Genomic DNA, 26,874 nt, shown 5'->3' with positions numbered 1-26,874 from the left:
CTATTTTTCCTCCTTTACTATGATTTTAGTAGTTTAGTGCTAGACTTATTTTACCATAGATAGTAGGATTTTTCCACAGATTGGGGAAAAGAATCCACAATGTTAGCAGTATTTATCCACAGGTTGGGGATAAATAGAAAAATCCTTGATTTAGTAGGCTTTTTGATAAAAAAAATTAGTGGATAAATTTGTGGGTTGAGAAAATAAAAGAACAGCCTTATTTCAGGCTGTTAATAATTCTATCGTATTCTTCTTGACTTGAAAAGGAGATAATAATCTTTCCAGTATCTTTTTTTGAAAGTTTAATTTCTACACTTAAACCGAGTATTTTTTTTAATTTATCTTCTTCATCTTTGATGAAAGAATCACTTTTTTTCTGCTTCTTGTGTTTTTTCTCTGTAAGAAGTGCTTCTAACTTTCTCACAGAAATATCTTCATTTTTGATTAGTTGGAAGAAATAGTCTTGCTGCTCTTTGTCTAAACCAACTAGTGAACGTGCATGCGCTTGAGAAATTTTTCCATTTTCTACTTCAGCTAAGATATATTCTGGTAGGGAAAGCAAACGAATAAAATTAGTGATATAAGGACGAGATTTCCCCATTTTATCCGCTATATCAGTGTGAGTAAATCCTTTTTCTACTAAAGATTCGTAGGCGCGTGCTTCTTCAACAGGATTTAAATTTTCTCTCTGCAAATTCTCAATGATTGACTGAATCATCATTTCCTGATCTGAGAGGTGCTTTACAACGGCTGGAATAGAGGTTAGACCAGCCAAGAGAGAAGCCCGATATCGTCTCTCTCCTGCAAGGATTTCATAACCAATTACAGGAGATTGACGAACGATGATTGGTTGGATGAGCCCATTTTCTTTGATTGACTGAGCTAATTCTTTTAATTTTTCTACATCAAATTCTTTCCGAGGTTGGTAAGGATTCTTTTGTATTTCAGAGATAGAAATCATTTCAAATTTTTCCATGATTCTACACTAACATATCTTTTACTTTCTGTAAAGTTTTCTTTACACTGATGTCAATTAAGACTCTAAATCACCAGAATTCTTATCTAGTTTAATTGAGGTTGTTTCCTCCTTACCATTACGGTAGTAGGTTACTTTGATAGTATCTCCGATAGCATGATTGTAAAGAGCGTGTTGTAGGTCTGTTGATGAAGCAATCTCTTTGTCGTCAACTTTGGTAATGACATCGTATTTTTGAAGATGTCCATTTGCTGGCATATTGTTTTGAACAGATCGAACAACTACACCTGAAGTGAGGCTACTTGGAATGTTAAGTTTTCTAAGATCACTAGCTCCAACATTTGACAGATTGACCATTTGAATTCCAAGAGCTGGACGAGTCACTTTACCATTACTTTCAAGCTGTTTAATGATATTTTGTGCATCGTTTGAAGGAATTGCAAAACCAAGACCTTCTACAGATGTTCCACCATTACTTGCAATTTTACTTGATGTAATACCAATTACTTGTCCTTGAATGTTTACAAGTGGACCACCAGAGTTACCAGGGTTAATAGCCGTATCTGTTTGAATGGCTTTTGTTGAAATAGCTTGACCATCTTCAGATTTTAGAGAAACATTTCGATTAAGACTTGAGATGATTCCCTGTGTAACTGTATTAGCATATTCTGAACCTAGAGGACTACCAATAGCAATCGCTGTTTCTCCAACACTAAGTTGGCTTGAATCCCCAAATTCTGCTACTGTTGTAACTTTTTCTGAAGAAATTTTAACGACAGCAATATCAGAGAAAGTATCAGATCCGACAATTTCACCAGGAACCTTGGTACCATCTGCCAAGCGAATATCAACTTTTGAAGCTCCATTGATAACGTGAGTATTAGTTACAAGATAGGCATCTTTATCATCTTTTTTATAGATAACACCTGATCCCTCACTTGCGATTTGTTGATTGTCTGAATCAGAATTAGTTTCATCACCATTAAATACACTACTTTGTCTACTGCTAGAAGAAGAATAAGTAATGATTGAGACAACAGCATCCTTAACTTTATTTACTGCTTGAGTGGTTGAATTTTCATTCTTATATGATGTTTGAGTGACAGTGCCAGAATTATTATTCGTAGCTTGATTTCCTTGTTTTTGATAAAGTTGTAATGTTACGAAACTTCCTAAGGCACCACTTAAAAATCCTATTAGAATGATTGCAAGAACTTTAACTCCTTTTTTGTAAAATTTTTGTAAGTGTTTCATAAACGCCTCCGTTTGTTATTTATTTACTCAGATTATAAACCTATTAACTTAATCCAAACTTAAAAGCTTAAAGTTTTACACAAGTTGTGGATAACTCGCTTTATTCTGTGAATTTACTAGAAATTTAGGATGATTTTTATGTGTATAAGATGTGAAATGAAGTGTGGATATGATAGAATAGAAGAATGAAAATAAAAATTGTAACAGTGGGAAAATTAAAAGAAAAATACCTTAAAGATGGTATTGCTGAATATACCAAACGAATTTCACGTTTCGCCAAATTAGAAATGATTGAGCTCATTGATGAGAAGACACCTGACAAAGCTAGTGAATTAGAAAATCAAAAAATCTTGGAAACAGAAGGTGAAAGAATTCTTTCTAAGGTTGGAGAAAGAGACTTTGTTGTTGTACTAGCCATTGAAGGAAAAACACTCTCCTCAGAGGAATTTAGTAAGCAACTAGAGCAAGCTTCTATCAAAGGATATTCAACGCTTACTTTTATCATTGGAGGAAGTTTGGGTCTAGCTCCTGTTGTAAAAAATAGGGCCAATCTTTCTGTCAGTTTTGGACGTCTGACATTACCACATCAGTTAATGAGATTGGTTTTAGTTGAACAAATTTACCGTGCTTTTACAATTCAGCAGGGTTCTCCTTATCACAAATAGAAGATTGACTTAGCTCTTGTTTTTTGATAGAATGGTCATGTTAGGTCTCATAGCTCAGCTGGATAGAGCATTCGCCTTCTAAGCGAACGGTCGCAGGTTCGAATCCTGCTGGGATCAATTTTAGATGCGAAGCTGGGATAAATCCCAGCTTTTTTCTTAAAAAAGTGCGTTTCAGGTGCAAAAATGTACAGTTGGGAAGAATTTTTTCTTACATGGTCTTCATTTTGTATAATAGATGTGTAAGTTAACTTACAAGAAAAAATAATACAGGAGATTTCATTATGAAAAATACAGTAAAGTTGGAACAATTTAAAGAGGTAACAGAGGCAGAATTGCAGGAGATTCGAGGTGGAGATAAAAGACTACCTTACTTTTTTAAACATCTTTTTTCAAATAGGACAAAGTAATAATATTATAGGGTGATAGGATGAGTTTATTAGGATTTGGAATAGTTATTCTTCATATTTTTATTTTAACAATAAGCTATGAATTAATTTGTAAAGTAACTAAAAAAGAAAGATATTTATTTATAGCTTGTATATTTGTATATCAGTCTGTAGCTGAATTTTTCTTTGACTTTATTTCATTAGCTGGGTTAGGGATTGAAAAATTTATATTTCCTTTTATTCTATATACTTCTATATTAGCTATAAAGAAGTATGATAAGCATAAAGGAATGTTTATCAGTTTACTATTGTCTTTATTATATCATAGTACACATACTTTTTTATCAGTAACCCTATCCTCTATAACAGGTGATGCTTTTGTGATAGAACATGAAGTGATGTTTTATTTAGGAGTACTATTACTAACATATTTTATTATTAAAAAAATTATTACTTATTTCCACTTAGAACTTACCTATTTTGATAAAGATTATCTGTACCCTTTTTTAAAAAAAGTAATAGTTGCTTTCTTTGGTTTGCATATCTTACTGTTTATTTCAGATATAGTAAGTACAACTCATCATTTAAATAGCTTCGGAAGTATTTTATCAACCATTGTTTTTATTTGCTTGTTATTGATTTTCTTTGCAATGAATTCTCACAAGGTTCAAATTGAAAAAGAGATTGCTCTAAAACAAAAGAAATTTGAACAAAAGCATTTACAGACTTATACTGATGAAATTGTGGAGTTGTATAATGAAATTCGAGGTTTTCGTCATGACTATGCAGGGATGCTTGTCAGCATGCAAATGGCGATTGACAGTGGAGATTTACAAGAAATTAACAGAGTTTACAATGAAGTCCTAGTAAAAGCAAATCAGAAATTGAGATCAGACAAATATACTTACTTTGATTTAAATAACATAGAAGATTCAGCTTTACGAAGTTTAATTGCTCAATCGATTGTCTATGCTCGAAATAATGATGTAGAGTTTACATTGGAAGTAAAAGATGTCATTACTAGATTGTCAATGGATTTACTTGATCTTGTTCGTATCATGAGCATTTTATTAAATAATGCTGTTGAAGGTGCTGCAGATAGTTACTTGAAACAAATGGAAGTTGCAGTCATTAAAATGGATTTTGAAACAGTTATAGTTATCCAGAATTCATGCAAAATCACTATGACGCCTTCAGAGGATTTATTTGCCTTAGGTTTCTCTACCAAGGGAAGAAATAGAGGTCTAGGACTTAATAATGTCAAGGAGATTTTAGATAAGTATGACAACATTATTTTAGAAACAGAGATGGAAGACAACACATTTAGACAAATTATTAGATTTAAGAGGGAATTCGAATGAAAGTATTAATTTTAGAAGATGTTATTGAACATCAAGTGAGACTAGAGAGAATATTAAATGAAATCTCGGAAGAATCGAATATTCCTATTTCATATAAGACAACAGGAAAAGTTCGTGAGTTTAAGGAATATATCGAAAATGATGAAGTAAATCAGCTTTATTTCCTAGATATCGATATTCATGGAATCGAGAAAAAAGGCTTTGAAGTGGCTCAGTTTATCCGTCATCACAATCCTTATGCTATTATTGTCTTTATTACCAGTCGATCTGAATTTGCTACCTTAACTTACAAATACCAGGTATCAGCTCTAGATTTTGTAGACAAAGACATCAATGATGAATTGTTCAAAAAACGTATCGAGCAGAGTATTTTTTACACTAAGAGTATGCTGCTTGAAAACGAAGATGTTGTAGACTATTTTGATTACAACTATAAGGGAAATGATTTGAAAATTCCTTACCATGACATTTTGTATATCGAAACCACAGGAGTTTCTCATAAACTTCGGATTATTGGTAAGAATTTTGCTAAAGAATTCTATGGAACTATGACAGATATTCAGGAAAAGGACAAACATACCCAGCGATTTTATTGCTCCCATAAATCTTTCCTTGTCAATGTGGGAAATGTGAGAGAAATTGATCGAAAGAATTTAGAAGTTGTCTTTTATGAAGATCATCGTTGCCCGATTACCCGTTTGAAAGTTCGCAAACTAAAAGATATTCTAGAGAAAAAATCTAAAAAGTGATTGACAATTAGTAAGAAATTGATATAATGGTTATATCTGCTACAGATAGATGGTCCGTTGGTCAAGGGGTTAAGACACCGCCTTTTCACGGCGGTAACACGGGTTCGAATCCCGTACGGACTATTTTATCCGCCATAGCTCAGTTGGTAGTAGCGCATGACTGTTAATCATGATGTCGTAGGTTCGAGTCCTACTGGCGGAGTCAGATAAAAAAAAGAACACCAATGGTGTTCTTTTTTAGTTGACATCACCTAACATTTTCATAAGGAAGTCTGTCATTTCTTGCGGACTTTCTTTTTTTCCGTGAGCAATCCAAGTCTGGCAAACACCAAATAGGGCATTTGTTAGATAAATACTGCTGTATTCTAATTCTATTGGAGTGAGTTGTAATTTCATAAAGCGTTTCTGAAGGTCGGTGCTAAGCATAATGTGAAGCTTATTTCTCAAGAAATTTTGGATTTCTTTTGTCCCATTTTCAGATAAGAGTGCAGCCAAGAGTGGCTCAGACTCTAAATATTCAAATACTTCTAAAATAGCATCTCTTTTGTGATGAGCATGTTTTTGGAAAATATACTCAAAGGTATGAAATAGCTTACTTTGGTAGAGTTCAATCATATCATACTTATCCTTGTAGTGAGTGTAAAAGCTGGAACGACTAATTCCGGCTTTTTCTGCTAACTTGACAGTAGAAATTTGATCAAAGGGCTGGTCCATCAATAATTGAACCATGGCATTTTCGATAATTCGTTTTGTTTTTAAACGTTTGTTACTTTCTTTCATAATTCCTCCTTGTAAACAAAAATAGACTATGTGTCTAAAAAAATATTTTTTACCTTGTAATTTAGATTTTTTGATGTATAATCTATTATATCAAAATTTTAGACAATATGTGTAAAAAAGGAGGAAACATGTTTAAAGAATGGAAAGCAATATTTAAAAAACCGACCTTTATCATTGTAATGATAGGGATTTCTCTCATTCCAGCTTTATACAACATTATATTTTTATCGTCCATGTGGGATCCATATGGTCAAGTATCGGAGTTACCTGTGGCAGTTGTCAATAAAGATAAGGAAGCTTCTTATAATGGACAGACAATGAGAATTGGTGAAGACATGGTGTCTAATTTAAAAGAAAATAAGGCTTTAGATTTTCACTTTGTTAATGAAGAGGAAGGGGAAAAAGGACTAGAAGATGGTGACTACTATATGGTGGTAACATTACCAAGCGACCTATCTGAAAAAGCTACTTCTATCCTAACGAATCATCCTGAACAGATGCAGATTGATTATCAGACGTCAAGTGGGCATAGCTTTATTGCAAGTAAGATGAGTGATTCTGCAATGACGCAATTAAAACAAACCGTCTCTACGAATGTAACTGAAACATATACCAAGTTACTATTCCAAAAAATGAATGATTTGAAGTCTGGAATAAATAAAGCAGCTGATGGAAGTGAACAATTGGCTAATGGAGCCAATCAGTTGGTGACGGGAAGTCAAACGTTGACGACAAATCTTAATACTCTAGCTAATTCAACTGTAACTTTTTCAAATGGAGCGGATCAATTTACAAAAGGCTTATCTAGCTATGTGTCTGCTATAGAGCAATTACATATTGGTTTAGGAACTTTTAATAGTGGTTTACAAAGTTATACAAATGCTGTCTCACAAGTTGACACTGGACTTGGTCAATTAGCTTCAAAAACTCCCGAGTTGGTGACAGGTGTAAATCAGTTAAATACAGGTATAAAGTCCTATACAGGTGGGGTTTCACAATTGGACACAGGTCTCAATCAATTTTCAGTTGGTGTAAATGCATATACAAGTAGTGTGAAAGAACTTTCTAACGGAACAAGTCAATTATCCAATCAATCAGATACACTAAGAGATGGAATGGAGCAATTAAATACTGGTATTAAAGAAATTTCAAGCCAATTAGAGTCCTCATCTCAACAAAATGAAGAAATAGCGCAATTGGCAACAAGCTTAGGAGAACTAAATAAAACACTACAAGCTCTTACAATATCAGATAATACTCAACTGAAAAGTACATTGTCAGAAGCTTTGCCAAATCTAACAACTCTTGCTCAGGATATTGTGACCAAAAGTCAGACAGAACAAGAGAAAACTCTTGCAAACCTTCAATCAACAGCTACTTATCAATCTCTTACAGAGGAACAAAAGAAAGAACTGACAGAAGCTATTTCTAAAAATTCTAATTCTACTATTGAGTCGGCAAAAACAATTTTAATGACAGTAGGAGGATTAAAAGAAAGTATAGAGAATTCAGAACAACAAGTATCTAATCTATCTGATGTGCAGACGAAAGCAAATCAACTCTTACCTGCAGCATCTAGCTCCTTGACAACATTGTCAAATGGATTTACAACATTACAAACTTCTGTAAATAATCAGTTAGTTCCTGGAAGTCAGTCAATTGAAAAAGGTGTTGTAAACTATACTAAAGGACTGGATACTATTTCTATTGGTGCTAATCAACTAAGTGAAAAGAATACAAGTTTAACAACTAGTCTAGATAAATTAGTTTCTGGATCAAGTAAGTTGACAGAAAATACATCAACCTTGACAGCTGGAGTAGATGCGTTAGCTGGAAAAGCTCCAGAATTAGTATCAGGTATAGAAAGTTTGTCATCTGGTTCTGCTCAATTGAACAATAAGAGCCCAGAGCTGATAGCAGGTCTTACTACATTACAATTTGGCTCTGGTCAATTAACAGATAAATCAACACAGTTACTTTCTGCAGCATCTCAACTAGGAAGTGGCGCTATGAAGATTGCAGATGGTGCTGGAAAACTAGCAGATGGTGGAACAACCTTAACCTCTAGTCTTGAAAATTTACAGACAGGAGTTGATTCATTAGGACAAGGATTAGGCAATGCTAATAATCAACTTAAATCAGCTTCAACAGAATCTAAAAATGCAGAAACATTATCTGAACCTCTAGTTCTCTCAAAAACAGACAATGACCAAGTCCCTGTAAATGGGATTGCTATGGCTCCTTATATGATATCAGTTGCTCTTTTTGTTGCTGCTATATCTACCAATATGATTTTTGCTAAGTTGCCTTCTGGACGTCATCCAGAGAGTCGTTGGGCTTGGTTGAAGTCTCGCTCTGAAATAAATGGGATTATAGCTGTCTTAGCAGGTGTTTTAGTTTATGGAGGTGTCCATCTTATTGGATTGACTGCGAACCATGAGATGAGGACCTTGATTCTAATTATAATCACAAGTTTAGCTTTCATGTCTATGGTGACAGCTTTAACAACTTGGAATAGCCGTATTGGAGCTTTCTTCTCTCTTATTTTACTTTTATTACAGTTAGCATCAAGTGCAGGGACCTATCCCCTTGCTTTGACAAATGATTTCTTCAAAGGTGTCAATCCTTGGTTACCAATGAGTTATTCTGTATCAGGCTTACGACAAACAATCTCTATGACAGGAAATATTCATCATCAAGTGATTTTCCTTATTATAACTCTAGCTTTCTTTACTGCTTTAGGTATGCTAGCTTATCAACCTAAGAAAATGGAAGAAGATTAAAAAGATTGGCCAAGGAATTGGTCAATCTTTTTCTGTCTTAGATAAATTTCGTCTGTGATTATAGATCCCAAAAAGAAGAAGGGCAGTTAGTGAGCAGGCTGCTCCAATAACAAAACCATTGGGTATAAAGGAAAGTGTAATGGTGCCTTTTCCCTTTGGAACATCAACTTTCATAAAACCAGTCTGAGCCTGCTTGATTTCAAGTTTTTTCCCATCTTGGAATGCAGACCAACCTTTGTCATAAGGAATAGTGAAGAAAATAGAGGTATCTTGTTTTACTTCATATGTAGCAAATACTTTATTTTTAGAGGTGGATACTTCTACAGGTTGTTCTTTAATCTTTTGAATTGCCTCAGTAAGAGCCTGAGTATCTAAACGATAGAAGGTTGGAGATTCAAATGACACCTGAGAATTTCCAGGGAAACTAACACTGATATTGAAAGTTTTTTGTTCTTCAGTATAACCCAAATTAAAGAAATTAAATGCATTGTCATTTGTAAAAGTCTTTTTTTCACCGTTGACAATGATGTCAACTTTCTTTTGTTTATCATTCGTAAAATGAAGATTTGAAAAAGAGAGATAGACTTGGCTATTTTGAGGAACCTCAATTTGATAATCAATCTTTGCATCTTCATTCGCAGAACCTGTGATGCTCGTTAAACCATCTGAAGTATCTGTTTTATCAGATGCTATTTGGGAGAAGTAATCTAAGTTGAGATTAGCAAGCTGGTTTATAAATAAAGCCTGATTATCTAAAGTGTGATTGTTAAAGTCTACATCTTTGTAAATAGATTGAGTGGCAAAGGCAATGGGTAAAGAGAGTTGATTTTTATATAAGGTTAAATGATCCTTTTGATAAATCTCTTGAAAGCCATACTTATCAAGTGAAGTTTCAGAAATATTGTATTGGATTCCAAATAAACTGTCTGCTAAAAGACTGTTATTAGCATAACGGAGATTGAGGTTGGTTCCAGAGGATTTGAATCCCAGTTTATCCAAACTAGTGCTAGCTGAACGATTTCGTACAGACGAAAATTGAGAGATTCCATTGTAGTTAAATTTCATACTGTCATTTCCAGTCTGAATTTGCAGTTTTTCAGTACGTGTAAATGGATTGTCAATTTGGTTTAGAATGGATTCCATAGCGGTGATATCTCTATTATAGGCACTACGAGAAGCAAAGGTCCATTCTTTAGCTATTCCTTCCATTTGAGATGATGCATTTAAGCTTATCTCAGCCGTTATAAATAAAGACAAAAGAATTGCAAATAGATTTACAGAGATAAATTTTCTAATGACTGCAAGAAGTAAAAGAGCATAAACTAGTAGAAATTCAAGAGTGAGCAGGATATTCAAATCAGTTAAAAAAGAATAGTGTGATTTAAAATAGACAGTGGCCAAAAATCCTGTTAGTACAAGAAAAAGTGAGACAAATAGATTCCATAGCTTCAGTTCTTTCAGACGATTTAAGACTTCTGCTGCAGTATAAATTAACAGAGTGGAAAAAATCCAAGCATAGCGATGCAAAAACATATTTGGGGTATGCATCCCCTGCCAAAATAAATCAAGTGCTTCTATGTAAAAGCTTGTTATTAAAAAAGTAAAGAAAATTGCATAGGTAAGTTTCACGTGAAACCTTATGGATTTTATTGTGAAAAATAGAATAGTCAAAATAAAAGGAAGCAATCCAACAAAAATCATTGGTATAGATCCATACTTAGTTGTATCAAAAGATCCAATGAATTGTTTTGCGAAAATATCCAGATACCAGCTACTGTCTGTCTTTAATTTTGTGATGGCAGTCAACTTCTCTCCATGAGTTTGTAAATCAAACAGTGTAGGAAGAGTCATAATCAAACTAGCCATTCCAGCTAAAAAGGAGGTAACAACAAAATCAAGAAAAGATGATTTTCGAGTTTTAAAGTCCCAAGAAATTTGGCAGAGATACCAGAAAATAAGAAACAATGCTGTCATATACCCAAAATAATAATTTTGAATAAATAAGATTGACAAACTTGTAAAGTATAGTAGGCGCTTCTTTTGTGTTATAAGTAGGTGTAAACCAGTTATAATTAAAGGAATCAAGATAAAAACATCTAGCCAGGTTTTAATCTCTAACTGACTGACAGTGAAGCTCATTAAAGCATAGGAAGTAGATAAGGCAAGTTTTAAAAATTTTGGGATATCTTTAAATAATCTATTTAGACTAAAGAAGGTTGACAGACCAATCAATCCAAATTTTAAGAGAGTGGTTAGATAGACAGCATCTGGCATATTCGACAGATTAAAAAAGTAAACTAGGGGTGAAAGAAAACTACCCAAGTAATAACTAGATAGAGCATAGAAATTCAGTCCGAGGCCACTTGTAAAGGTGTAAAACAAACTGCCATTTCCATGCAGAATATTTCGTAAAGCTACATCAAAAATAACGTATTGATGGAAACCGTCTCCTAATAGTGGAGATGCATCGCTATTCCAGTAGATACCTTGAGTTAGGTATACTCCAGTCATAATTACTAAAGGAATGATGAAAGAAACAAAATAGGTCCAATATGTTTTAAAAAATGATTTCATGTTACCTCGTAGAATGATAGAAAACTCAGTTGGTTACCCCAACTGAGTTTTGAAGTCTTATTTAATCTTTCCAAAGTTCTTTAACTTTTGCTTGTACTTCTGCATTTTCTAGGAATTCATCGTAGGTTTCATCAATACGATCAATGACGCCATTCTTAGACAAAACAATGATATGATTTGCCAAAGTTTGGATAAACTCGTGGTCATGACTGGCAAAGATGATTGATTCTTTAAAGTTTTTCAATCCATCGTTCAAGCTTGAGATAGATTCCAAGTCCAAGTGATTTGTTGGATCATCAAGTACAAGGACATTTGATTTCAAGAGCATGAGTTTTGAAAGCATGACACGTACTTTTTCTCCCCCTGACAAGACGTTTACAGGTTTGTTAACCTCATCTCCAGAAAAGAGCATACGACCAAGGAAACCACGTAGGAAGGTATTGTCATCTTCTTCTTTACTTGCAAATTGACGCAACCAGTCAAGGATTGACTCTCCTCCTGCAAAATCAGCCGAGTTGTCTTTTGGCAAGTAAGAACGGCTAGTAGTAACTCCCCACTTGACAGTTCCTTCATAGTCGATGTCATCCATAATTGCACGAATTAATGCAGTCGTTTGGATGTCATTTTGTCCAATAAGAGCCGTCTTATCACCTGGACGCAAGATAAAGCTGATATTATCTAAAATAGTTTCACCATCAATCTTTACAGTTAAATTTTCTACTGTCAAGAGATCATTACCAATCTCACGTTCTGCTTTAAAGTTGATAAATGGGTATTTACGACTAGAAGGAACAATTTCTTCTAATTCAATCTTGTCAAGCATTTTTTTACGAGACGTTGCTTGTCTTGACTTAGAAGCGTTGGCAGAGAAGCGAGCAACGAATTCTTGCAATTGCTTAATTTTTTCTTCTGCCTTGGCATTACGGTCTGCTAGCAATTTAGCAGCAAGCTCAGAAGATTCCTTCCAGAAGTCGTAGTTTCCGACATAGAGTTTGATTTTTCCAAAGTCAAGGTCGGCCATGTGAGTACACACTTTGTTTAAGAAGTGACGGTCGTGGGATACTACGATAACGGTGTTATCAAAGTCAATCAAGAAGTCTTCTAGCCAAGTAATAGACTGGATATCCAAACCGTTGGTTGGCTCGTCCAAAAGAAGAACATCAGGTTTACCAAATAAGGCTTTAGCAAGGAGAACCTTCACTTTTTCACCATTGGCCAATTCGCTCATGTTTTGGTAGTGCAATTCTTCTGGAATATTTAGGTTTTGAAGTAATTGAGATGCTTCACTCTCTGCTTCCCAACCTCCAAGTTCAGCAAACTCACCTTCGAGTTCAGCTGCACGAACACCATCTTCATCTGAAAAATCTTCTTTCATGTAAATGGCGTCTTTTTCTTTCATGATGTTGTAAAGTTTTTCATTTCCCATAATAACGACATCAATAACTCGCTCATCTTCATAGTCAAAATGATTTTGACGGAGAACAGAGAGACGTTCATCTGGACCAAGAGAAATGTGACCAGTTGTTGGCTCGATATCACCAGCTAGGATTTTTAAGAATGTAGATTTCCCAGCACCATTAGCACCAATTAATCCGTATGTATTTCCTTCTGTAAATTTGATATTGACATCATCAAAAAGTTTGCGATCACTAAAACGTAGTGAAACATCAGATACTGTAAGCAATGTTTTTCTCCTATAATATGTAATACATTTATTCTACTAGAAAAGAGAGAAATATTCAAATTTTTGTTTGTCAATTTTATGTCAATAAAATTGACAGGTTTGTTTACAATGAGTTAGTTGTTTGATTTAAATAATTTTCTGTTATTTTAACAAAAAAATGCTATAATTGAAGAGACCATTTCGAAGGAGAAAAAAATGACGAAACCCATTATTTTAACAGGAGATCGCCCAACAGGAAAACTGCATATTGGACATTATGTTGGGAGTCTTAAAAATAGAGTATTACTGCAGGAAGAAGACAAGTATGAGATGTTTGTTTTTTTGGCGGACCAACAAGCATTGACAGATCACGCTAAAGACCCTCAAACGATTGTAGAATCGATTGGGAATGTTGCCTTGGATTACCTAGCAGTTGGATTAGATCCAAGTAAATCAACTATCTTTATTCAAAGCCAAATTCCAGAGTTGGCTGAATTATCTATGTACTATATGAATTTGGTGTCACTAGCTCGTTTGGAACGAAATCCGACAGTAAAAACAGAGATTGCTCAGAAAGGGTTTGGAGAAAGTATTCCGACAGGATTTTTGGTTTATCCGATTGCGCAAGCAGCAGATATTACTGCCTTCAAGGCTAATTATGTTCCTGTTGGGACAGATCAGAAACCAATGATTGAGCAAACTCGTGAGATTGTTCGTTCCTTTAATCATGCTTATAATTGTGAGGTCTTGGTGGAGCCGGAAGGTATTTATCCAGAAAATGAGAGAGCAGGACGTTTGCCAGGTTTAGATGGAAATGCTAAAATGTCTAAATCCCTTAATAATGGTATTTATCTAGCAGATGATGCGGATACGTTGCGTAAAAAAGTCATGAGCATGTATACTGATCCGGATCATATTCGAGTGGAGGATCCAGGTAAGATTGAAGGAAATATGGTTTTCCATTATCTAGATGTGTTTGGTCGTCCAGAAGATGCTCAAGACATTGCAGAGATGAAAGAAAACTATCAACGTGGTGGTCTTGGTGATGTAAAGACGAAACGTTATCTACTTGAAATATTAGAACGCGAACTTGGCCCTATTCGTGAGCGCCGTATCGAATTTGCTAAGGATATGGGAGAAGTGTACAATATGCTTCAAAAAGGTAGTGAGAAAGCACGTGAGGTTGCGGAGCAAACTCTATCTGAAGTTAAGGGAGCAATGGGACTAAATTATTTTAAATTATAGATAAAATATGAATCGTAAAACTATCTCTTCCATAGGATCACAGGGATAGTTTTTTTATGATTTCTACCATAAAATATAATTGACAAATTTTCATAGAATGGTATGATAGATACAATACAAAAAGAGTCAAGCTCAAAAAGAAAGAAAAGAGGAAACTTCAATGTCTAATTGGGATACTAAATTTTTAAAAAAAGGTTTTACCTTTGATGATGTATTGCTCATTCCAGCAGAAAGTCATGTGTTGCCTAATGATGCAGATTTAACAACAAAATTGGCAGATAATCTGACTTTAAATATCCCAATTATAACAGCCGCCATGGATACAGTCACAGAAAGTCAAATGGCTATTGCCATTGCTCGTGCAGGTGGTCTTGGAGTAATCCATAAAAATATGTCTATTGCGCAACAGGCAGATGAAGTTCGCAAGGTAAAACGTTCTGAAAATGGTGTTATTATTGATCCATTCTTCTTGACTCCAGAACACACTATTGCTGAAGCAGATGAACTGATGGGACGTTACCGTATCAGTGGTGTTCCAGTTGTGGAGACACTTGAAAATCGTAAATTGGTTGGTATTCTAACAAACCGAGATCTTCGCTTTATTTCAGATTACAATCAGCCAATCTCAAACCATATGACTAGTGAAAATCTTGTTACTGCTCCTGTTGGTACAGATCTTGCAACAGCTGAAAGCATTCTTCAAGAACACCGTATTGAAAAACTTCCTTTGGTTGATGAAGAAGGTCGTCTTTCTGGCTTGATTACTATCAAAGATATTGAAAAAGTAATTGAATTTCCTAATGCAGCAAAAGATGAGTTTGGTCGTCTTCTAGTTGCTGGTGCGGTAGGTGTCACTTCAGATACATTTGAACGTGCAGAGGCTCTTTTTGAAGCAGGAGCTGACGCAATTGTTATTGATACTGCCCATGGTCATTCTGCTGGTGTTCTACGTAAAATTGCTGAAATTCGTGCTCACTTCCCAGACCGTACTTTGATTGCGGGTAATATTGCCACTGCAGAAGGTGCGCGTGCTCTTTATGATGCAGGTGTAGATGTTGTCAAAGTCGGTATCGGACCAGGTTCTATTTGTACCACTCGTGTGATTGCAGGGGTTGGTGTCCCACAAGTGACAGCAATCTATGATGCAGCAGCAGTTGCGCGTGAATATGGTAAAACAATCATTGCTGATGGTGGAATCAAGTACTCTGGCGATATTGTAAAAGCCCTTGCTGCAGGAGGGAATGCAGTTATGCTTGGATCAATGTTTGCTGGAACAGACGAAGCACCAGGTGAAACGGAAATCTTCCAAGGACGTAAGTTTAAGACCTACCGTGGTATGGGATCAATCGCTGCAATGAAGAAAGGTTCAAGTGACCGTTACTTCCAAGGTTCTGTCAATGAAGCAAACAAACTTGTTCCAGAAGGAATTGAAGGCCGTGTTGCCTATAAAGGTGCAGCAGCTGATATTGTCTTCCAAATGATTGGTGGTATTCGCTCTGGTATGGGTTACTGTGGTGCAGCTAACCTTAAAGAATTGCATGACAATGCTCAATTTATCGAAATGTCTGGGGCTGGCTTAAAAGAAAGCCATCCACACGATGTGCAAATCACTAATGAAGCGCCAAACTACTCTATGTAAGTAGTAAAAAAGAACTCCTGAATTTCAGGAGTTCTTTTTGTTTACAAAGTTGTCAATTTTGATTTACAGAAATTTTACCGTTTTGAATATTGAAAATACTAAGGTTTTCTGGTAAATTTTGCAAGTGGTTTAAACTTGTTGTTGTGATAAAGGTTTGGATAGATTGAGAAATGGTTTCTAGTAATTTTAGTTGCCGTGTATTGTCGAGTTCGCTCATAACATCATCAAGCAGTAGTATCGGAGACTCATTGGTAATACTTTCCATTAGCTCAATTTCCGCCAGTTTTATAGAAAGAACAAGGCTACGATGTTGACCTTGGCTTCCAAAACTAGCATCCATACCATTGATATAAAAAGAAATATCATCTCGATGAGGGCCGACACCAGTATTCTTTTTGAACAAATCTCTTGATCTGCTTTTCTCCAAAGCCATTTTAAAAGAACTTGTTAGCTGTTCTTCATCAGTGAAGTTGACAGATGCTTGATAAAATATTGACAACTCTTCTAATTTATTTGAAATTTCTAAGTGTTTTTTTTGACCAAATTTCTCTAAGTCTTTAATGAATTTTATTCGATGCTTTATAACGCGACATCCATACTCTACTAACTGATCATCTAATACTGACAGAAATGTTTCATCAATCTTCTGGCTGGATTTTAGGTAAGTATTTCTTTGCTTGAGTATATGGTTATAGTTTGACAAGTCTGACAAGTAGATTGGTTTAATTTGTCCCAGTTCGATGTCTATAAACTTTCGACGGACAGAAGGTGCTCCCTTAATTAGCTGGAGATCTTCAGGTGCGAAGAGGACAACATTCATATGTCCGATGTAGTCTGAGAGGCGAGCTTGTTTTAAGTGATTGACTTTAGTCACACGCCCTTTTGGCGTTAAATCAATTTCTAGAGGAATAGAGCTTGTTTTTTTCTGTAGCAAGCCAGAAAGACGGAGTTGCTCGTTATCAAAATGAATGAGATTCTTATCTGTACGAGTCCGATGACTACGTGTCAAGGCCAAGAAATAGATTGCTTCTAGAATATTGGTTTTTCCTTGTGCATTTTGACCTAGAAAGACGTTTAATTTTGGATTGAAATCAATTTTTGCCTCTTTGTAGTTTCGAAAGGTTTTAATTGTTAAATGTTGGAGCCACATGGTTATCTTCCTGGAAAACGTGGAGCTTGTTTGGTTTTAGGTGATGAAGAAGTTTTTTGTTTTTCTTTCTTGACACCTTTATTCATCTCTTTGACAAGTTTAGCAATTCGCTCTTTCTCAATCTTATCTGCTTGATACTCTTCTTGCTCTTTTAAACTTGGTTTTGTCAAGGTGATGTAAATCTTTAAATCAGGAATGTCAATCGTATCTCCAACACGAATTTTTTTCCCACGTCTATTTTCTAATTCACCATTAAAGTAAACTTGATGCTCCATTAGAAAGGATTTAATAGCACCGCCGCTTTGTATAATTCCAAGCTCTTTTAGGAGGGCTTGGAGCGTAATAAATTCTTCAAATAATTTGTATTCCATAATTCACCTCAATCTTTGGTATTATACCATATTTTCTTTGAAATAGCTGAAGGAAAGTTAGCTGAAATGAAAACGGTTTTACTCTTTAAAGCTATAAAGAGAACAAGAAAAATTTTGATTTTCGTGGTATAATAGAACTCTATATGTAAGGAGGTAAGGTATGGAGTTAGTGCCTGGAATTTCAGCACATTTTGTTCAATCCAAAAAGTTTAAAACAAATAAAATCACTATTCGTTTTACTGCTCCCTTATCTCTTGAGACGATAGCAGGACGCATGTTAAGTGCAAGTATGTTGGAGACGGCAAATCAAGTTTACCCAACACCACAAGCATTTCGCAGATACTTGGCAAGTTTATATGGAACAGATATTTCCACAAGTGCTTATCGTAGGGGACAGGCACATATTCTTGACTTAACGTTTACTTATGTGAGGGATGATTTTTTAAGTAAAAAGAATGTCTTGACTTCTCGAATTTTGGAATTGGTGAAACAGACTTTATTTGCTCCCTTAGTTCAAGATGGTGCTTTTGAGCCAGCCTTATTTGAAATTGAAAGAAAACAGTTGTTGGCTAGTTTAGCTACTGACATGGATGATTCATTTTATTTTGCTCATAAGGAGTTGGATAGCTTGTTCTTCCGTGATGAGCGTCTTCAATTGAGATACAGTGATTTACGAAACAGCATTTCAAATGAGTCTCCAGAAAGTAGCTACACTTGCTTTCAAGATGCTCTGAAAAATGATCGAATTGATTTCTTTTTCTTAGGTGATTTTAATGAAGTAGAAATTACAGAATCGCTGAAGTCATTACCCTTTACAGCTAGAGAGAATGGCGTCACTATCCAGTACAATCAATCTTATTCGAATGTCTTAAGAGAGGGGATGGTTCAGAGGAATGTTGGGCAATCTATTTTGGAATTAGGCTATCATTCTCCTGTAAAATATGGTGATGATGAGCATTTGCTTATGCTTGTTATGAATGGTTTGTTGGGTGAATTTGCACATTCGAAACTTTTTACAAACGTTCGTGAAAATGCTGGAATAGCCTATACAGTCTCTAGTCAATTGGATTTGTTTAGTGGTCTGTTAAGGATGTATGCGGGGATTGATAGAGAAAATCGAAATCAGGCTAGAAAAATGATGAATCATCAATTGCTAGATCTGAAAAAGGGTAACTTTACAGATTTTGAACTTGAACAAACCAAGGAGATGATTCGACGATCTTTGTTGATGGCTCAAGATAATCAACAGACCCTAGTTGAAAGAGTCTATTTGAATGCTCTATTGGGGAAATCAAGCTTCGATATTGATCGATTGGTGGCAAAATTAGAGAATGTTGATAAAGAAGCTGTATGTAAAGCTGCCAACAGTTTGAAGTTACAAGCGATTTACTTTATGGAAGGAGTAGAATGACAAAGGTTGCTTTTGAAGAAAAATACTATCCTGCTGTAAAGGAAACAGTCTACAAAACACAATTGTCAAATGGATTGACAGTTTCTTTACTCCCTAAGCAAGATTTCAATGAGGTTTATGGGATTGTAACGATTCAATTTGGTTCTGTAGATGCAACTTATACAAACTTGGAAAAAGGTTTGCGTCATCATCCAGCAGGAATTGCACATTTTCTTGAACATAAATTGTTTGAAAGAGAAAATTCTGAGGATATAATGGCTGCTTTTACTCGATTAGGTGCAGACAGTAATGCATTTACAAGCTTTACTAAGACCAGCTATCTTTTTTCAACAATTGATTATCTATTAGAAAATTTAGATTTGCTAGATGAGTTAGTCGGAGATGTTCATTTTACTGAAGAGTCTGTTTTGAGGGAACAGGCTATTATCCAGCAAGAACGAGAAATGTATCAAGACGATCCAGACTCACGCTTGTTTTTTGCAACATTAGCCAACCTTTATCCTGATACTCCTTTAGCAACAGATATTGTTGGAAGTGAAAAATCAATTTCTGAGATTCAAGTTTCAAATTTAAAAGAGAACTTTACAGACTTTTACAAACCTGTCAACATGTCACTGTTTTTAGTTGGAAATATTGATGCAAAAGTTGTTGAGGAATACTTTTCGAAAAAGGAAAAGAAAACTTTAGAACAGTTTACAGTTACAAAAGAGAAACTACCTTTGCAACCTGTGAAGCAAACAGATAGCCTTCGGATGGAAGTTTCTTCACCCAAACTTGCTGTTGCGATTAGAGGTAACGGGCAAATAACAGAAGCTGAGTCTTATCGTTACAATATTTTATTGAAATTACTATTTACGATGATGCTTGGTTGGACTTCTGACCGTTTTCAAAGGTTATATGAGACTGGGAAGTTAGATGCGTCATTGTCGCTTGAGGTCGAAGTCAACAGTCGCTTTCATTTTGTGATATTGACAATGGACACCAAAGAGCCTGTTTCTCTGTCGCATCAATTTCGGAAAGCGATTCGTCAGTTTAGTAATGACGCGGATATTACCGAGGAACATTTAGATCTTGTTAAGAGTGAGATGTTTGGGGAGTTTTTCAGCAGTATGAACTCCTTGGAGTTTATTGCAACTCAATACGATCCGATGGATCGCGGAGAAACAATTTTTGATTTTCCGAAAATTTTACAGGAGATTACTTTGGAGGATGTTCTAGAAGCTGGACATCGTTTGATTGATAATGGTGATCTAGTTGATTTTACAATCTTTCCAGCTTAAAAGATGACTAATACTAGAAAGAAGGAATGGTACGTATGAGAAAAAAAACAATCGGCGAGGTTCTACGTTTAGCTAGAATTAACCAGGGATTGAGTTTAGAAGAATTGCAGGAAAAAACTGAAATTCAGTTGCATTTTCTAGAAGCCATGGAGGCAGATGATTTCGATTTACTTCCTAGTACCTTCTACGCTCGTTCTTTTTTAAGAAAATATGCCTGGGCAGTAGAGTTGGATGAGAGAATTGTTCTGGACGCCTATGATTCAGGTAGTATGATCACTTATGAAGAGGTAGATGTCGATGAAGAAGACTTGTCTGGTCGTAGACGATCAAATAAGAAAAAAACGTCTTATCTCCCCTTGTTTTATTTCGTTCTATTTGCTTTGTCAATTTTAATTTTTGTCACTTACTATGTTTGGAACTACATCCAAACTCAGCCAAGTCCTTCTTCAGCTAATTATAGCGTTGTGAACTCGACTAGTTCAACAACCTCATCTAGTTCATCTTCTAGTAGTCAGACGTCTAGCTTGTCTTCTACTACGGAATCAACTATTACAGTGTTAGGCGAAGGAAACCGCATTGAAGCTCGGTATAAAACGAGTAAGGAAACCGCTACTGTTCAATTGGCAGTATCAGATGCAACTAGTTGGGTAAGTGTTTCAGGAAGTGAACTGGAGGGTGGTGTGACACTATCCGCAGACAATAAGAATGCAAAAACAACAGTTTCAACTAAGAATCCCGTTACCATTACTTTAGGTGTAGTGAAGGGAGTTACTGTGACTGTGGACAATCAAACGATTGACACCTCGAAGCTGACAACTCAGACTGGAACTGTGACACTTACATTTACTACAGATTAAGGAAAAATCAATGAAAAAAGAACAAATTCCTAATGTATTAACTATTGGTAGAATTCTCTTTATACCTCTCTTTATTCTTATTTTGACTTTGGGCCATTCACAAGGCAGTCATTTGCTAGCAGCGATCATCTTTGCAGTTGCTAGTATAACGGATTATCTTGATGGTTACCTTGCTCGTAAATGGAATGTAGTCAGCAACTTTGGAAAGTTTGCTGATCCGATGGCCGATAAGCTGTTGGTTATGTCAGCTTTTATCATGTTGATTGAGTTAGGTATGGCTCCAGCTTGGGTTGTTGCTATTATCATCTGTCGTGAACTTGCGGTGACAGGCTTGCGTTTGTTGCTTGTTGAGACGGGAGGGACAGTTCTAGCAGCAGCGATGCCAGGGAAAATCAAGACCTTTAGTCAGATGTTTGCCATTATCTTTTTGCTCTTACATTGGAATTTAATTGGTCAGCTGTTGCTTTATATCGCTTTGTTTTTCACTATCTACTCTGGTTATGATTATTTCAAGGGTAGCGCTCATGTATTCAAAGGGACATTTGGTTCGAAATGAAATCGATTATTGAAGTAAAAGATCTGTCTTTTCGTTACAAGGAAGACCAGGATCATTATGATGTTAATAATGTCTCGTTTCACGTGAAACGGGGAGAATGGCTTTCGATTGTAGGTCATAATGGGAGTGGAAAATCGACAACTATCCGTTTGATTGATGGCTTGCTTGAAGCAGAGTCTGGGGAAATCTGGATTGATGGGCAATTGCTGTCCTCTGAGAATGTTTGGGACTTACGCCGTCAAATTGGTATGGTTTTTCAAAATCCAGATAACCAATTTGTGGGGGCAACTGTTGAAGATGATGTCGCCTTTGGATTAGAAAATCAGGGACTTCCTCGAGAAGAAATGAAGAAGAGGGTGGCTGAATCTTTGGAGTTGGTAGGTATGCTGGACTTTAAGAAGAGAGAACCAGCTCGTTTATCTGGTGGACAAAAACAACGGGTGGCTATTGCAGGAGTTGTTGCCTTGAGGCCAGCTATTTTGATTTTGGACGAGGCTACAAGTATGTTGGATCCTGAGGGACGCAGAGAACTGATTCAGACAGTTCAAGATATACGAAAAGACCACCAGATGACAGTCGTCTCCATTACACATGATTTAGAGGAAGTTGCGATGAGTGATCGTGTCTTGGTCATGAAAAAAGGCCAAGTGGAGTCAACCAGCAGCCCAAGAGAACTTTTTTCTCGGAATGACCTTGACCAGATAGGGTTAGATGAACCTTTTGCTAATCAATTGAGAGAATCTTTGAGAGAGACTGGTTATCAGTTGCCGGATGACTATTTGACAGAAGGAGAGCTAGAGGACAAGTTATGGGAATTACTCTAGAAAATGTAAGCTTTACCTATCAAGAGGGGACTCCCCTATCTTCATCAGCCTTGACTGATGTTTCTTTGACGATTGAGGATGGCTCCTATACAGCTTTAGTAGGGCACACAGGTAGTGGGAAATCAACGATTTTACAGCTTTTAAATGGCCTATTGGTACCAAGTAAGGGTTCTGTTCGAGTTTTCGATACCGTCATTACCCCTACATCAACCAATAAAGAAATTCGTCAGATTCGAAAGCAAGTCGGTCTAGTGTTTCAATTTGCTGAAAATCAGATTTTTGAAGAGACTGTTTTGAAAGATGTTGCATTTGGACCGCAAAATTTTGGAGTTTCTGAGGAAGAGGCCAAGAAAATTGCGCGAGAAAAGTTAGCCTTGGTAGGCATCGATGAGTCACTCTTTGAGCGCAGTCCTTTTGAACTTTCGGGTGGTCAGATGAGACGTGTGGCTATAGCAGGTATGCTAGCCATGGAGCCAACTGTCTTGGTTTTGGATGAGCCAACAGCTGGACTAGATCCTCTTGGCAGAAAAGAATTGATGACCTTGTTTAAAGAGCTTCACCTTGCTGGAATGACAATCGTTCTGGTAACGCATTTGATGGATGATGTAGCTGCATATGCTGATCAGGTTTATGTTATGGAAAAGGGGTGTTTGGTCAAAAGTGGCAAACCAAGTGATGTCTTTCAAGATGTAGCCTCTATGGAAAAAGTACAGTTAGGTGTGCCTAAAATCACAGCCTTTTGTAAACGTTTGGCAGATAGAGGTGTAGCTTTTAAAAAACTGCCAATCAAGATAGAGGAGTTTAAGGAGTCGCTAAATGGATAGTATGATTTTAGGGCGTTATATACCGGGGAATTCCATCATTCATCGCTTGGATCCCCGTAGCAAATTGCTCGCTATGATCCTGTTGATTTTGATTGTATTTTGGGCCAATAATCCCCTCACCAATGTCATTCTGTTTGTAGCGACAGGTATATTTATCGCTTTGTCAGGCGTTTCTCTCTCATTTTTCGTTCAGGGATTAAAATCCATGTTCTTCTTGATCGCCTTTACGACTCTTTTTCAGCTCTTTTTCATTTCAAGTGGAAATGTCCTATTTGAGTTTTCTTTTATAAGAATAACGGATTATGCTTTGCAACAAGCAGGAATCATTTTCTGTCGTTTTGTGTTGATTATTTTCTTTTCAACCTTGCTAACCTTAACGACCATGCCTTTGAGTCTGGCAGCTGCAGTTGAAGCTCTTTTAGCACCGCTGAAACGCGTGAAAGTTCCCGTTCATGAAATTGGTCTCATGTTATCAATGAGTTTGCGTTTTGTTCCAACCTTGATGGATGACACAACGAGAATTATGAATGCTCAAAAAGCTCGTGGAGTTGACTTTGGCGAAGGTAGCATCGTGCAAAAGGTAAAGGCTATGATTCCAATTTTAATTCCTCTTTTTGCTACTAGCTTAAAGCGTGCAGATTCATTGGCAATAGCCATGGAAGCGCGTGGTTATCAGGGAGGAAAGGGTAGAAGTCAGTATAGACAGTTGAGATGGAGTCAAAAGGATACACTGGCAATTCTTGTGATTTTGGTACTGGGATGTTTCTTATTTTTCTTAAAATCTTAGCAGGTTTGTAGGATTGATAAGAAGCTCACAGTAGCAGGTTTTTAGTATAAAGGTAGGAATATGAACCGTTTTAAAAAATCAAAATATCTAATCATCGTTTTTGTCACAGTTCTGGCAGTTTCTGTACTATTAGTGACAACCTATTCAAGTGCTATTGTGACAAAACTAGGAGATGGGATTTCCTTAGTAGATAGAATTGTTCAGAAACCCTTTCAGTGGTTTGATACTTTCAAATCGGATTTGGGACATTTGACACAGACGTACAATGAAAACGAAAGTCTAAAAAAACAGCTCTATCAACTAGAGGTGGAGTCTAATCAATCAGAAAGTTTAAAAAATGAAAATGAACAACTACGTCAGTTGCTGGATATGAAGTCAAAATTGCAGGCTACAAAAACCATTGCAGCAGATGTGATTATGCGAGCTCCAGTATCTTGGAAACAAGAGTTAACAATTGATGTAGGAAGTTCAAAAGGAGCTTCTGAAAATATGTTGGCCATTGCAAACGGTGGCTTGATTGGTAGTGTTTCAAAGGTGGAGGAGCATTCAACAACGGTCAACCTATTGACAAACACTGAAAATTCCGACAAAATTTCTGTTAAAATCCTGCATGGTTCTACTGAAATTTACGGGATTATCGTTGGTTATGACAAGGAGTCTGAACTGCTTAAAATTAGCCAATTAAACAGCAACAGTGACATTAGCGCAGGAGACAAGGTGACTACAGGGGGGCTCGGAAGCTTTAATGTTAAGGACATTCCTGTTGGAGAAGTTGTTGCTACAACACACAGCAGTGATTATCTAACAAAGGAGGTAACAGTAAAATTAAGTGCTGACACCAAAAATCTTCATGTGGTAGAGTTAGTGGGGAATTAGCAATGAGACTGTTAAAACAAATTGGTATTTTCTTTTTACTCCCTTTTGTCGTACTAATTGATGCACATATTGGACAATTAGCGGGATCCTTCTTCCCTCACTTTCATTTAGTAAGTCATTTTCTGTTTTTATTTCTCTTGTTTGAGACAATTGAGGTTTCAGAATACCTTTATCTAGCTTATTGCTGTATAGTGGGTTTGGTGTACGATATCTATTTTTTCCACTTAATAGGAATTGCGACACTTCTATTTATCTTGATAGGTGCTTCGCTCCATAAAATTAATAGTGTAATTTTGCTAAACCGTTGGACAAGAATGTTAACAATAGTTGTGATGAGTTTCCTATTTGATATGGGGAGTTATCTCCTTGCTCTTGCTATGGGATTGACAGTAGAATCGATGCCAGTTTTCATCGTCTACAGCCTTGTCCCATCAATGATTTTAAACTTTTTATGGATGCTTATTTTCCAATATATTTTTGAAAAATGTTATCTATAAGAAAGAAATAAAAATGTAACAAAGGCGTAATATTTATTATGTCTTTTTTTGGTATACTAGTAATGTCTTAAATAGAAGGAGTATCTACACAATATGAAGAAAAAAATCTTAGCGTCACTTTTATTAAGTACAGTATTAGTGTCTCAAGCGGCAGTATTGACAACTGTCCACGCTGAAACAACTGATGAAAAGATTGCTGCTCAAGATAGTAAGATTAGTAATTTGACATCTCAACAAAAAGAAGCTCAAAAACAAGTAGATGAAATCCAAACGCAAGTTACAGCTATCCAAACTCAACAAACGAACTTGGAAGCTGAGAATGAAACTCTACAAGCTGAATCTAAAAAACTTGAAGGAGAAATTACAGAGCTCTCTAAGAACATTGTTGCTCGTAATGAATCTTTGGAAAAACAAGCACGTAGCGCACAAACAAACGGTGCTGCAACTAGCTACATCAATACAATTGTAAACTCAAAATCAATTACGGAAGCTATTTCACGTGTTGCAGCGATGAGCGAGATCGTATCAGCTAACAACAAAATGTTGGAACAACAGAAAGCTGATAAGAAATCTATCGCTGAAAAACAGGTTGCAAATAATGAAGCAATCAACACTGTCGTTGCGAACCAACAAACGCTTGCTGACGATGCACAAGCATTGACAACAAAACAAGCAGAGTTGAAAGTTGCTGAGTTAAACCTTGCTGCAGAGAAAGCTACTGCAGAAAGCGATAAAGCTACTTTGTTGGAACAAAAAGCAGCAGCAGAGGCAGAAGCAAAAGCAGCAGCTGAAGCAGAAGCGGCATATAAAGCACGTCAAACAAGCCAACAACAATCAGTTGTTGCTTCTGGAAATACAACACTTTCAGATCAAGTGCAAGCAACTTCAAGCTCTTCATCAGATGATGATTCAAGCTACACTCCGGCACCTGCACCAACTCCAACAAGACAGCGTCCAACATATAGTACAAATGCTTCAAGTTATCCAACTGGGGAATGTACTTGGGGAGCTAAGACGTTAGCACCTTGGGCTGGAGATTACTGGGGTAACGGAGCGCAGTGGGCTACAAGTGCAGCAGCTGCAGGATTCCGTACTGGATCAACTCCACAAGTTGGTGCGATTGCATGTTGGAATGACGGTGGATATGGACACGTAGCGGTCGTTACAGCAGTTTCATCATCAACTAGCATTCAAGTATCAGAATCAAACTATGGTGGAGATCGTACAATCGGTAACAAACGTGGATGGTTCAACCCAACTACAACTTCTGAAGGTTACGTAACATACATCTATCCAAACTAATGAATGAAACGAAGAGGCTCGATTTGAGCCTCTTTTATTATTTTTTATAGAAAGCAAGGCCGAA

At 36.3% G+C, this 26,874-nt stretch carries 24 protein-coding genes and 3 tRNA genes; 20 read left to right on the top strand and 7 right to left on the bottom strand.

The genetic code is table 11. From position 1 onward, the window contains the following. Positions 1–217: 217 nt before the first annotated feature. Both DG474_RS09575 and htrA read right to left on the bottom strand, forming a co-directional pair. Positions 218–976 carry a ParB/RepB/Spo0J family partition protein gene (locus DG474_RS09575; protein ID WP_000410359.1) on the bottom strand — a complete coding sequence of 253 codons (759 nt, stop codon included), beginning with the start codon at positions 974–976 and terminating at the stop codon, positions 218–220. Positions 977–1,033: 57 nt separating this feature from the next. Beyond that, complete coding sequence (htrA, locus tag DG474_RS09570; protein ID WP_000681803.1) at positions 1,034–2,230, bottom strand: serine protease HtrA; 1,197 nt, start codon at positions 2,228–2,230, stop codon at positions 1,034–1,036. A 185-nt stretch (positions 2,231–2,415) separates the two neighbouring features. Between htrA and rlmH the strand changes: the two genes are divergently transcribed. From rlmH to DG474_RS09535, 7 genes are all read left to right on the top strand, one after another. Further along, entirely contained in the window at positions 2,416–2,895 is a 480-nt protein-coding gene (gene rlmH, locus DG474_RS09565) for a 23S rRNA (pseudouridine(1915)-N(3))-methyltransferase RlmH (RefSeq protein ID WP_255778224.1), read from the top strand. 43 nt (positions 2,896–2,938) lie between these two features. Next, positions 2,939–3,012: transfer RNA gene (locus DG474_RS09560), tRNA-Arg, on the top strand. Between the two features lie 164 nt (positions 3,013–3,176). Then, positions 3,177–3,302 carry a competence-stimulating peptide ComC gene (gene comC / locus DG474_RS09555; protein WP_008282505.1) on the top strand — a complete coding sequence of 42 codons (126 nt, stop codon included), beginning with the start codon at positions 3,177–3,179 and terminating at the stop codon, positions 3,300–3,302. A gap of 20 nt (positions 3,303–3,322) precedes the next feature. Then, a complete protein-coding gene (gene comD, locus DG474_RS09550; protein WP_255778222.1) occupies positions 3,323–4,642 on the top strand; it encodes a competence system sensor histidine kinase ComD in 1,320 nt (439 codons plus the stop codon). Continuing rightward, positions 4,639–5,391, top strand: coding sequence for a competence system response regulator transcription factor ComE (gene comE / locus DG474_RS09545; protein WP_000866079.1), 753 nt, complete (start codon positions 4,639–4,641; stop codon positions 5,389–5,391). The genes comD and comE overlap by 4 nt, the downstream gene beginning before the upstream one ends. A 51-nt stretch (positions 5,392–5,442) precedes the next feature. After that, positions 5,443–5,514: transfer RNA gene (locus tag DG474_RS09540), tRNA-Glu, on the top strand. Between the two features lie 5 nt (positions 5,515–5,519). Beyond that, positions 5,520–5,593, top strand: a tRNA-Asn gene (locus DG474_RS09535). 35 nt (positions 5,594–5,628) lie between these two features. On the opposite strand, the gene DG474_RS09530 is transcribed toward DG474_RS09535, so the two are convergent. Further along, entirely contained in the window at positions 5,629–6,171 is a 543-nt protein-coding gene (locus tag DG474_RS09530; RefSeq protein WP_000665080.1) for a TetR/AcrR family transcriptional regulator, read from the bottom strand. Positions 6,172–6,299: 128 nt separating this feature from the next. On the opposite strand from DG474_RS09530, the gene DG474_RS09525 reads away from it, so the two are divergent. Continuing rightward, positions 6,300–8,954, top strand: coding sequence for a YhgE/Pip domain-containing protein (locus tag DG474_RS09525; protein WP_255778220.1), 2,655 nt, complete (start codon positions 6,300–6,302; stop codon positions 8,952–8,954). Between the two features lie 21 nt (positions 8,955–8,975). Here DG474_RS09525 and DG474_RS09520 read toward each other — a convergent pair whose 3' ends face one another. Together DG474_RS09520 and DG474_RS09515 are read right to left on the bottom strand one after the other, a co-directional pair. Next, complete coding sequence (locus tag DG474_RS09520) at positions 8,976–11,528, bottom strand: YfhO family protein (RefSeq protein WP_255778219.1); 2,553 nt, start codon at positions 11,526–11,528, stop codon at positions 8,976–8,978. Between the two features lie 61 nt (positions 11,529–11,589). Further along, entirely contained in the window at positions 11,590–13,212 is a 1,623-nt protein-coding gene (locus DG474_RS09515; protein ID WP_000958788.1) for an ATP-binding cassette domain-containing protein, read from the bottom strand. A gap of 195 nt (positions 13,213–13,407) precedes the next feature. Here DG474_RS09515 and trpS point away from each other — a divergent pair, with 195 nt between their 5' ends. Further along, the gene (trpS, locus tag DG474_RS09510; protein WP_255778218.1) at positions 13,408–14,436 is read left to right on the top strand and encodes a tryptophan--tRNA ligase; all 1,029 of its coding nucleotides are present in this window, start codon (positions 13,408–13,410) and stop codon (positions 14,434–14,436) included. A gap of 160 nt (positions 14,437–14,596) precedes the next feature. After that, positions 14,597–16,075, top strand: coding sequence for an IMP dehydrogenase (gene guaB / locus DG474_RS09505; RefSeq protein ID WP_000073416.1), 1,479 nt, complete (start codon positions 14,597–14,599; stop codon positions 16,073–16,075). A 52-nt stretch (positions 16,076–16,127) separates the two neighbouring features. Here the strand turns inward: guaB and recF are convergent, their stop codons facing one another. Both recF and yaaA read right to left on the bottom strand, forming a co-directional pair. Further along, positions 16,128–17,225: a DNA replication/repair protein RecF gene (gene recF / locus DG474_RS09500; protein ID WP_255778216.1), complete on the bottom strand. Its 1,098-nt coding sequence runs from the start codon at positions 17,223–17,225 to the stop codon at positions 16,128–16,130. 2 nt (positions 17,226–17,227) lie between these two features. Further along, complete coding sequence (gene yaaA, locus DG474_RS09495) at positions 17,228–17,596, bottom strand: S4 domain-containing protein YaaA (protein ID WP_255778215.1); 369 nt, start codon at positions 17,594–17,596, stop codon at positions 17,228–17,230. A gap of 160 nt (positions 17,597–17,756) precedes the next feature. On the opposite strand from yaaA, the gene yfmF reads away from it, so the two are divergent. The 10 genes from yfmF to pcsB all read left to right on the top strand — a co-directional run bounded on the left by yfmF (position 17,757) and on the right by pcsB (position 26,810). Then, positions 17,757–19,007 (top strand): EF-P 5-aminopentanol modification-associated protein YfmF, encoded by a 1,251-nt coding sequence (yfmF, locus tag DG474_RS09490; RefSeq protein WP_000424573.1) that lies wholly within the window; start codon positions 17,757–17,759, stop codon positions 19,005–19,007. Beyond that, positions 19,004–20,287, top strand: coding sequence for an EF-P 5-aminopentanol modification-associated protein YfmH (yfmH, locus tag DG474_RS09485; RefSeq protein ID WP_255778214.1), 1,284 nt, complete (start codon positions 19,004–19,006; stop codon positions 20,285–20,287). Before yfmF ends, yfmH begins: the two co-directional genes overlap by 4 nt. Before the next feature lie 35 nt (positions 20,288–20,322). Beyond that, positions 20,323–21,144 carry a cytoskeleton protein RodZ gene (gene rodZ / locus DG474_RS09480; RefSeq protein WP_255778213.1) on the top strand — a complete coding sequence of 274 codons (822 nt, stop codon included), beginning with the start codon at positions 20,323–20,325 and terminating at the stop codon, positions 21,142–21,144. 10 nt (positions 21,145–21,154) lie between these two features. Then, positions 21,155–21,700, top strand: a complete 546-nt coding sequence (gene pgsA, locus DG474_RS09475) for a CDP-diacylglycerol--glycerol-3-phosphate 3-phosphatidyltransferase (RefSeq protein WP_000712149.1) — start codon at positions 21,155–21,157, stop codon at positions 21,698–21,700. Continuing rightward, entirely contained in the window at positions 21,697–22,524 is an 828-nt protein-coding gene (locus DG474_RS09470; RefSeq protein WP_255778212.1) for an energy-coupling factor ABC transporter ATP-binding protein, read from the top strand. The genes pgsA and DG474_RS09470 overlap by 4 nt, the downstream gene beginning before the upstream one ends. Beyond that, entirely contained in the window at positions 22,509–23,348 is an 840-nt protein-coding gene (locus tag DG474_RS09465) for an energy-coupling factor transporter ATPase (protein WP_255778211.1), read from the top strand. The genes DG474_RS09470 and DG474_RS09465 overlap by 16 nt, the downstream gene beginning before the upstream one ends. After that, entirely contained in the window at positions 23,341–24,135 is a 795-nt protein-coding gene (locus tag DG474_RS09460) for an energy-coupling factor transporter transmembrane component T family protein (protein WP_255778210.1), read from the top strand. The genes DG474_RS09465 and DG474_RS09460 overlap by 8 nt, the downstream gene beginning before the upstream one ends. A 60-nt stretch (positions 24,136–24,195) precedes the next feature. Then, positions 24,196–25,011 (top strand): rod shape-determining protein MreC, encoded by an 816-nt coding sequence (gene mreC / locus DG474_RS09455; RefSeq protein ID WP_255778209.1) that lies wholly within the window; start codon positions 24,196–24,198, stop codon positions 25,009–25,011. A gap of 2 nt (positions 25,012–25,013) precedes the next feature. Beyond that, positions 25,014–25,508 (top strand): rod shape-determining protein MreD, encoded by a 495-nt coding sequence (mreD, locus tag DG474_RS09450; RefSeq protein ID WP_255778208.1) that lies wholly within the window; start codon positions 25,014–25,016, stop codon positions 25,506–25,508. Between the two features lie 93 nt (positions 25,509–25,601). After that, positions 25,602–26,810 (top strand): peptidoglycan hydrolase PcsB, encoded by a 1,209-nt coding sequence (pcsB, locus tag DG474_RS09445; protein ID WP_255778207.1) that lies wholly within the window; start codon positions 25,602–25,604, stop codon positions 26,808–26,810. Positions 26,811–26,874 lie beyond the last annotated feature (64 nt).

It is taken from the genome of Streptococcus oralis, assembly GCF_024399415.1.
GTDB lineage: Bacteria > Bacillota > Bacilli > Lactobacillales > Streptococcaceae > Streptococcus > Streptococcus oralis_CS.
This window is presented reverse-complemented; position numbering and strand designations above follow the sequence as displayed.

What these genes read in the sequence shown, in the direction of transcription:
- comC (WP_008282505.1), top strand. Translation starts at nt 3,177, where the DNA reads ATGAAAAATACAGTAAAGTTGGAACAATTTAAAGAGGTAACAGAGGCA.
- comE (WP_000866079.1), top strand. Translation starts at nt 4,639, where the DNA reads ATGAAAGTATTAATTTTAGAAGATGTTATTGAACATCAAGTGAGACTA.
- guaB (WP_000073416.1), top strand. Translation starts at nt 14,597, where the DNA reads ATGTCTAATTGGGATACTAAATTTTTAAAAAAAGGTTTTACCTTTGAT.
- yfmF (WP_000424573.1), top strand. Translation starts at nt 17,757, where the DNA reads ATGGAGTTAGTGCCTGGAATTTCAGCACATTTTGTTCAATCCAAAAAG.
- yfmH (WP_255778214.1), top strand. Translation starts at nt 19,004, where the DNA reads ATGACAAAGGTTGCTTTTGAAGAAAAATACTATCCTGCTGTAAAGGAA.
- DG474_RS09530 (WP_000665080.1), bottom strand. Translation starts at nt 6,171, where the DNA reads ATGAAAGAAAGTAACAAACGTTTAAAAACAAAACGAATTATCGAAAAT.
- htrA (WP_000681803.1), bottom strand. Translation starts at nt 2,230, where the DNA reads ATGAAACACTTACAAAAATTTTACAAAAAAGGAGTTAAAGTTCTTGCA.
- pcsB (WP_255778207.1), top strand. Translation starts at nt 25,602, where the DNA reads ATGAAGAAAAAAATCTTAGCGTCACTTTTATTAAGTACAGTATTAGTG.
- DG474_RS09460 (WP_255778210.1), top strand. Translation starts at nt 23,341, where the DNA reads ATGGATAGTATGATTTTAGGGCGTTATATACCGGGGAATTCCATCATT.
- DG474_RS09470 (WP_255778212.1), top strand. Translation starts at nt 21,697, where the DNA reads ATGAAATCGATTATTGAAGTAAAAGATCTGTCTTTTCGTTACAAGGAA.
- DG474_RS09575 (WP_000410359.1), bottom strand. Translation starts at nt 976, where the DNA reads ATGGAAAAATTTGAAATGATTTCTATCTCTGAAATACAAAAGAATCCT.
- rodZ (WP_255778213.1), top strand. Translation starts at nt 20,323, where the DNA reads ATGAGAAAAAAAACAATCGGCGAGGTTCTACGTTTAGCTAGAATTAAC.
- comD (WP_255778222.1), top strand. Translation starts at nt 3,323, where the DNA reads ATGAGTTTATTAGGATTTGGAATAGTTATTCTTCATATTTTTATTTTA.
- DG474_RS09465 (WP_255778211.1), top strand. Translation starts at nt 22,509, where the DNA reads ATGGGAATTACTCTAGAAAATGTAAGCTTTACCTATCAAGAGGGGACT.
- mreC (WP_255778209.1), top strand. Translation starts at nt 24,196, where the DNA reads ATGAACCGTTTTAAAAAATCAAAATATCTAATCATCGTTTTTGTCACA.
- yaaA (WP_255778215.1), bottom strand. Translation starts at nt 17,596, where the DNA reads ATGGAATACAAATTATTTGAAGAATTTATTACGCTCCAAGCCCTCCTA.
- trpS (WP_255778218.1), top strand. Translation starts at nt 13,408, where the DNA reads ATGACGAAACCCATTATTTTAACAGGAGATCGCCCAACAGGAAAACTG.
- mreD (WP_255778208.1), top strand. Translation starts at nt 25,014, where the DNA reads ATGAGACTGTTAAAACAAATTGGTATTTTCTTTTTACTCCCTTTTGTC.
- rlmH (WP_255778224.1), top strand. Translation starts at nt 2,416, where the DNA reads ATGAAAATAAAAATTGTAACAGTGGGAAAATTAAAAGAAAAATACCTT.
- DG474_RS09520 (WP_255778219.1), bottom strand. Translation starts at nt 11,528, where the DNA reads ATGAAATCATTTTTTAAAACATATTGGACCTATTTTGTTTCTTTCATC.
- DG474_RS09525 (WP_255778220.1), top strand. Translation starts at nt 6,300, where the DNA reads ATGTTTAAAGAATGGAAAGCAATATTTAAAAAACCGACCTTTATCATT.
- recF (WP_255778216.1), bottom strand. Translation starts at nt 17,225, where the DNA reads ATGTGGCTCCAACATTTAACAATTAAAACCTTTCGAAACTACAAAGAG.
- pgsA (WP_000712149.1), top strand. Translation starts at nt 21,155, where the DNA reads ATGAAAAAAGAACAAATTCCTAATGTATTAACTATTGGTAGAATTCTC.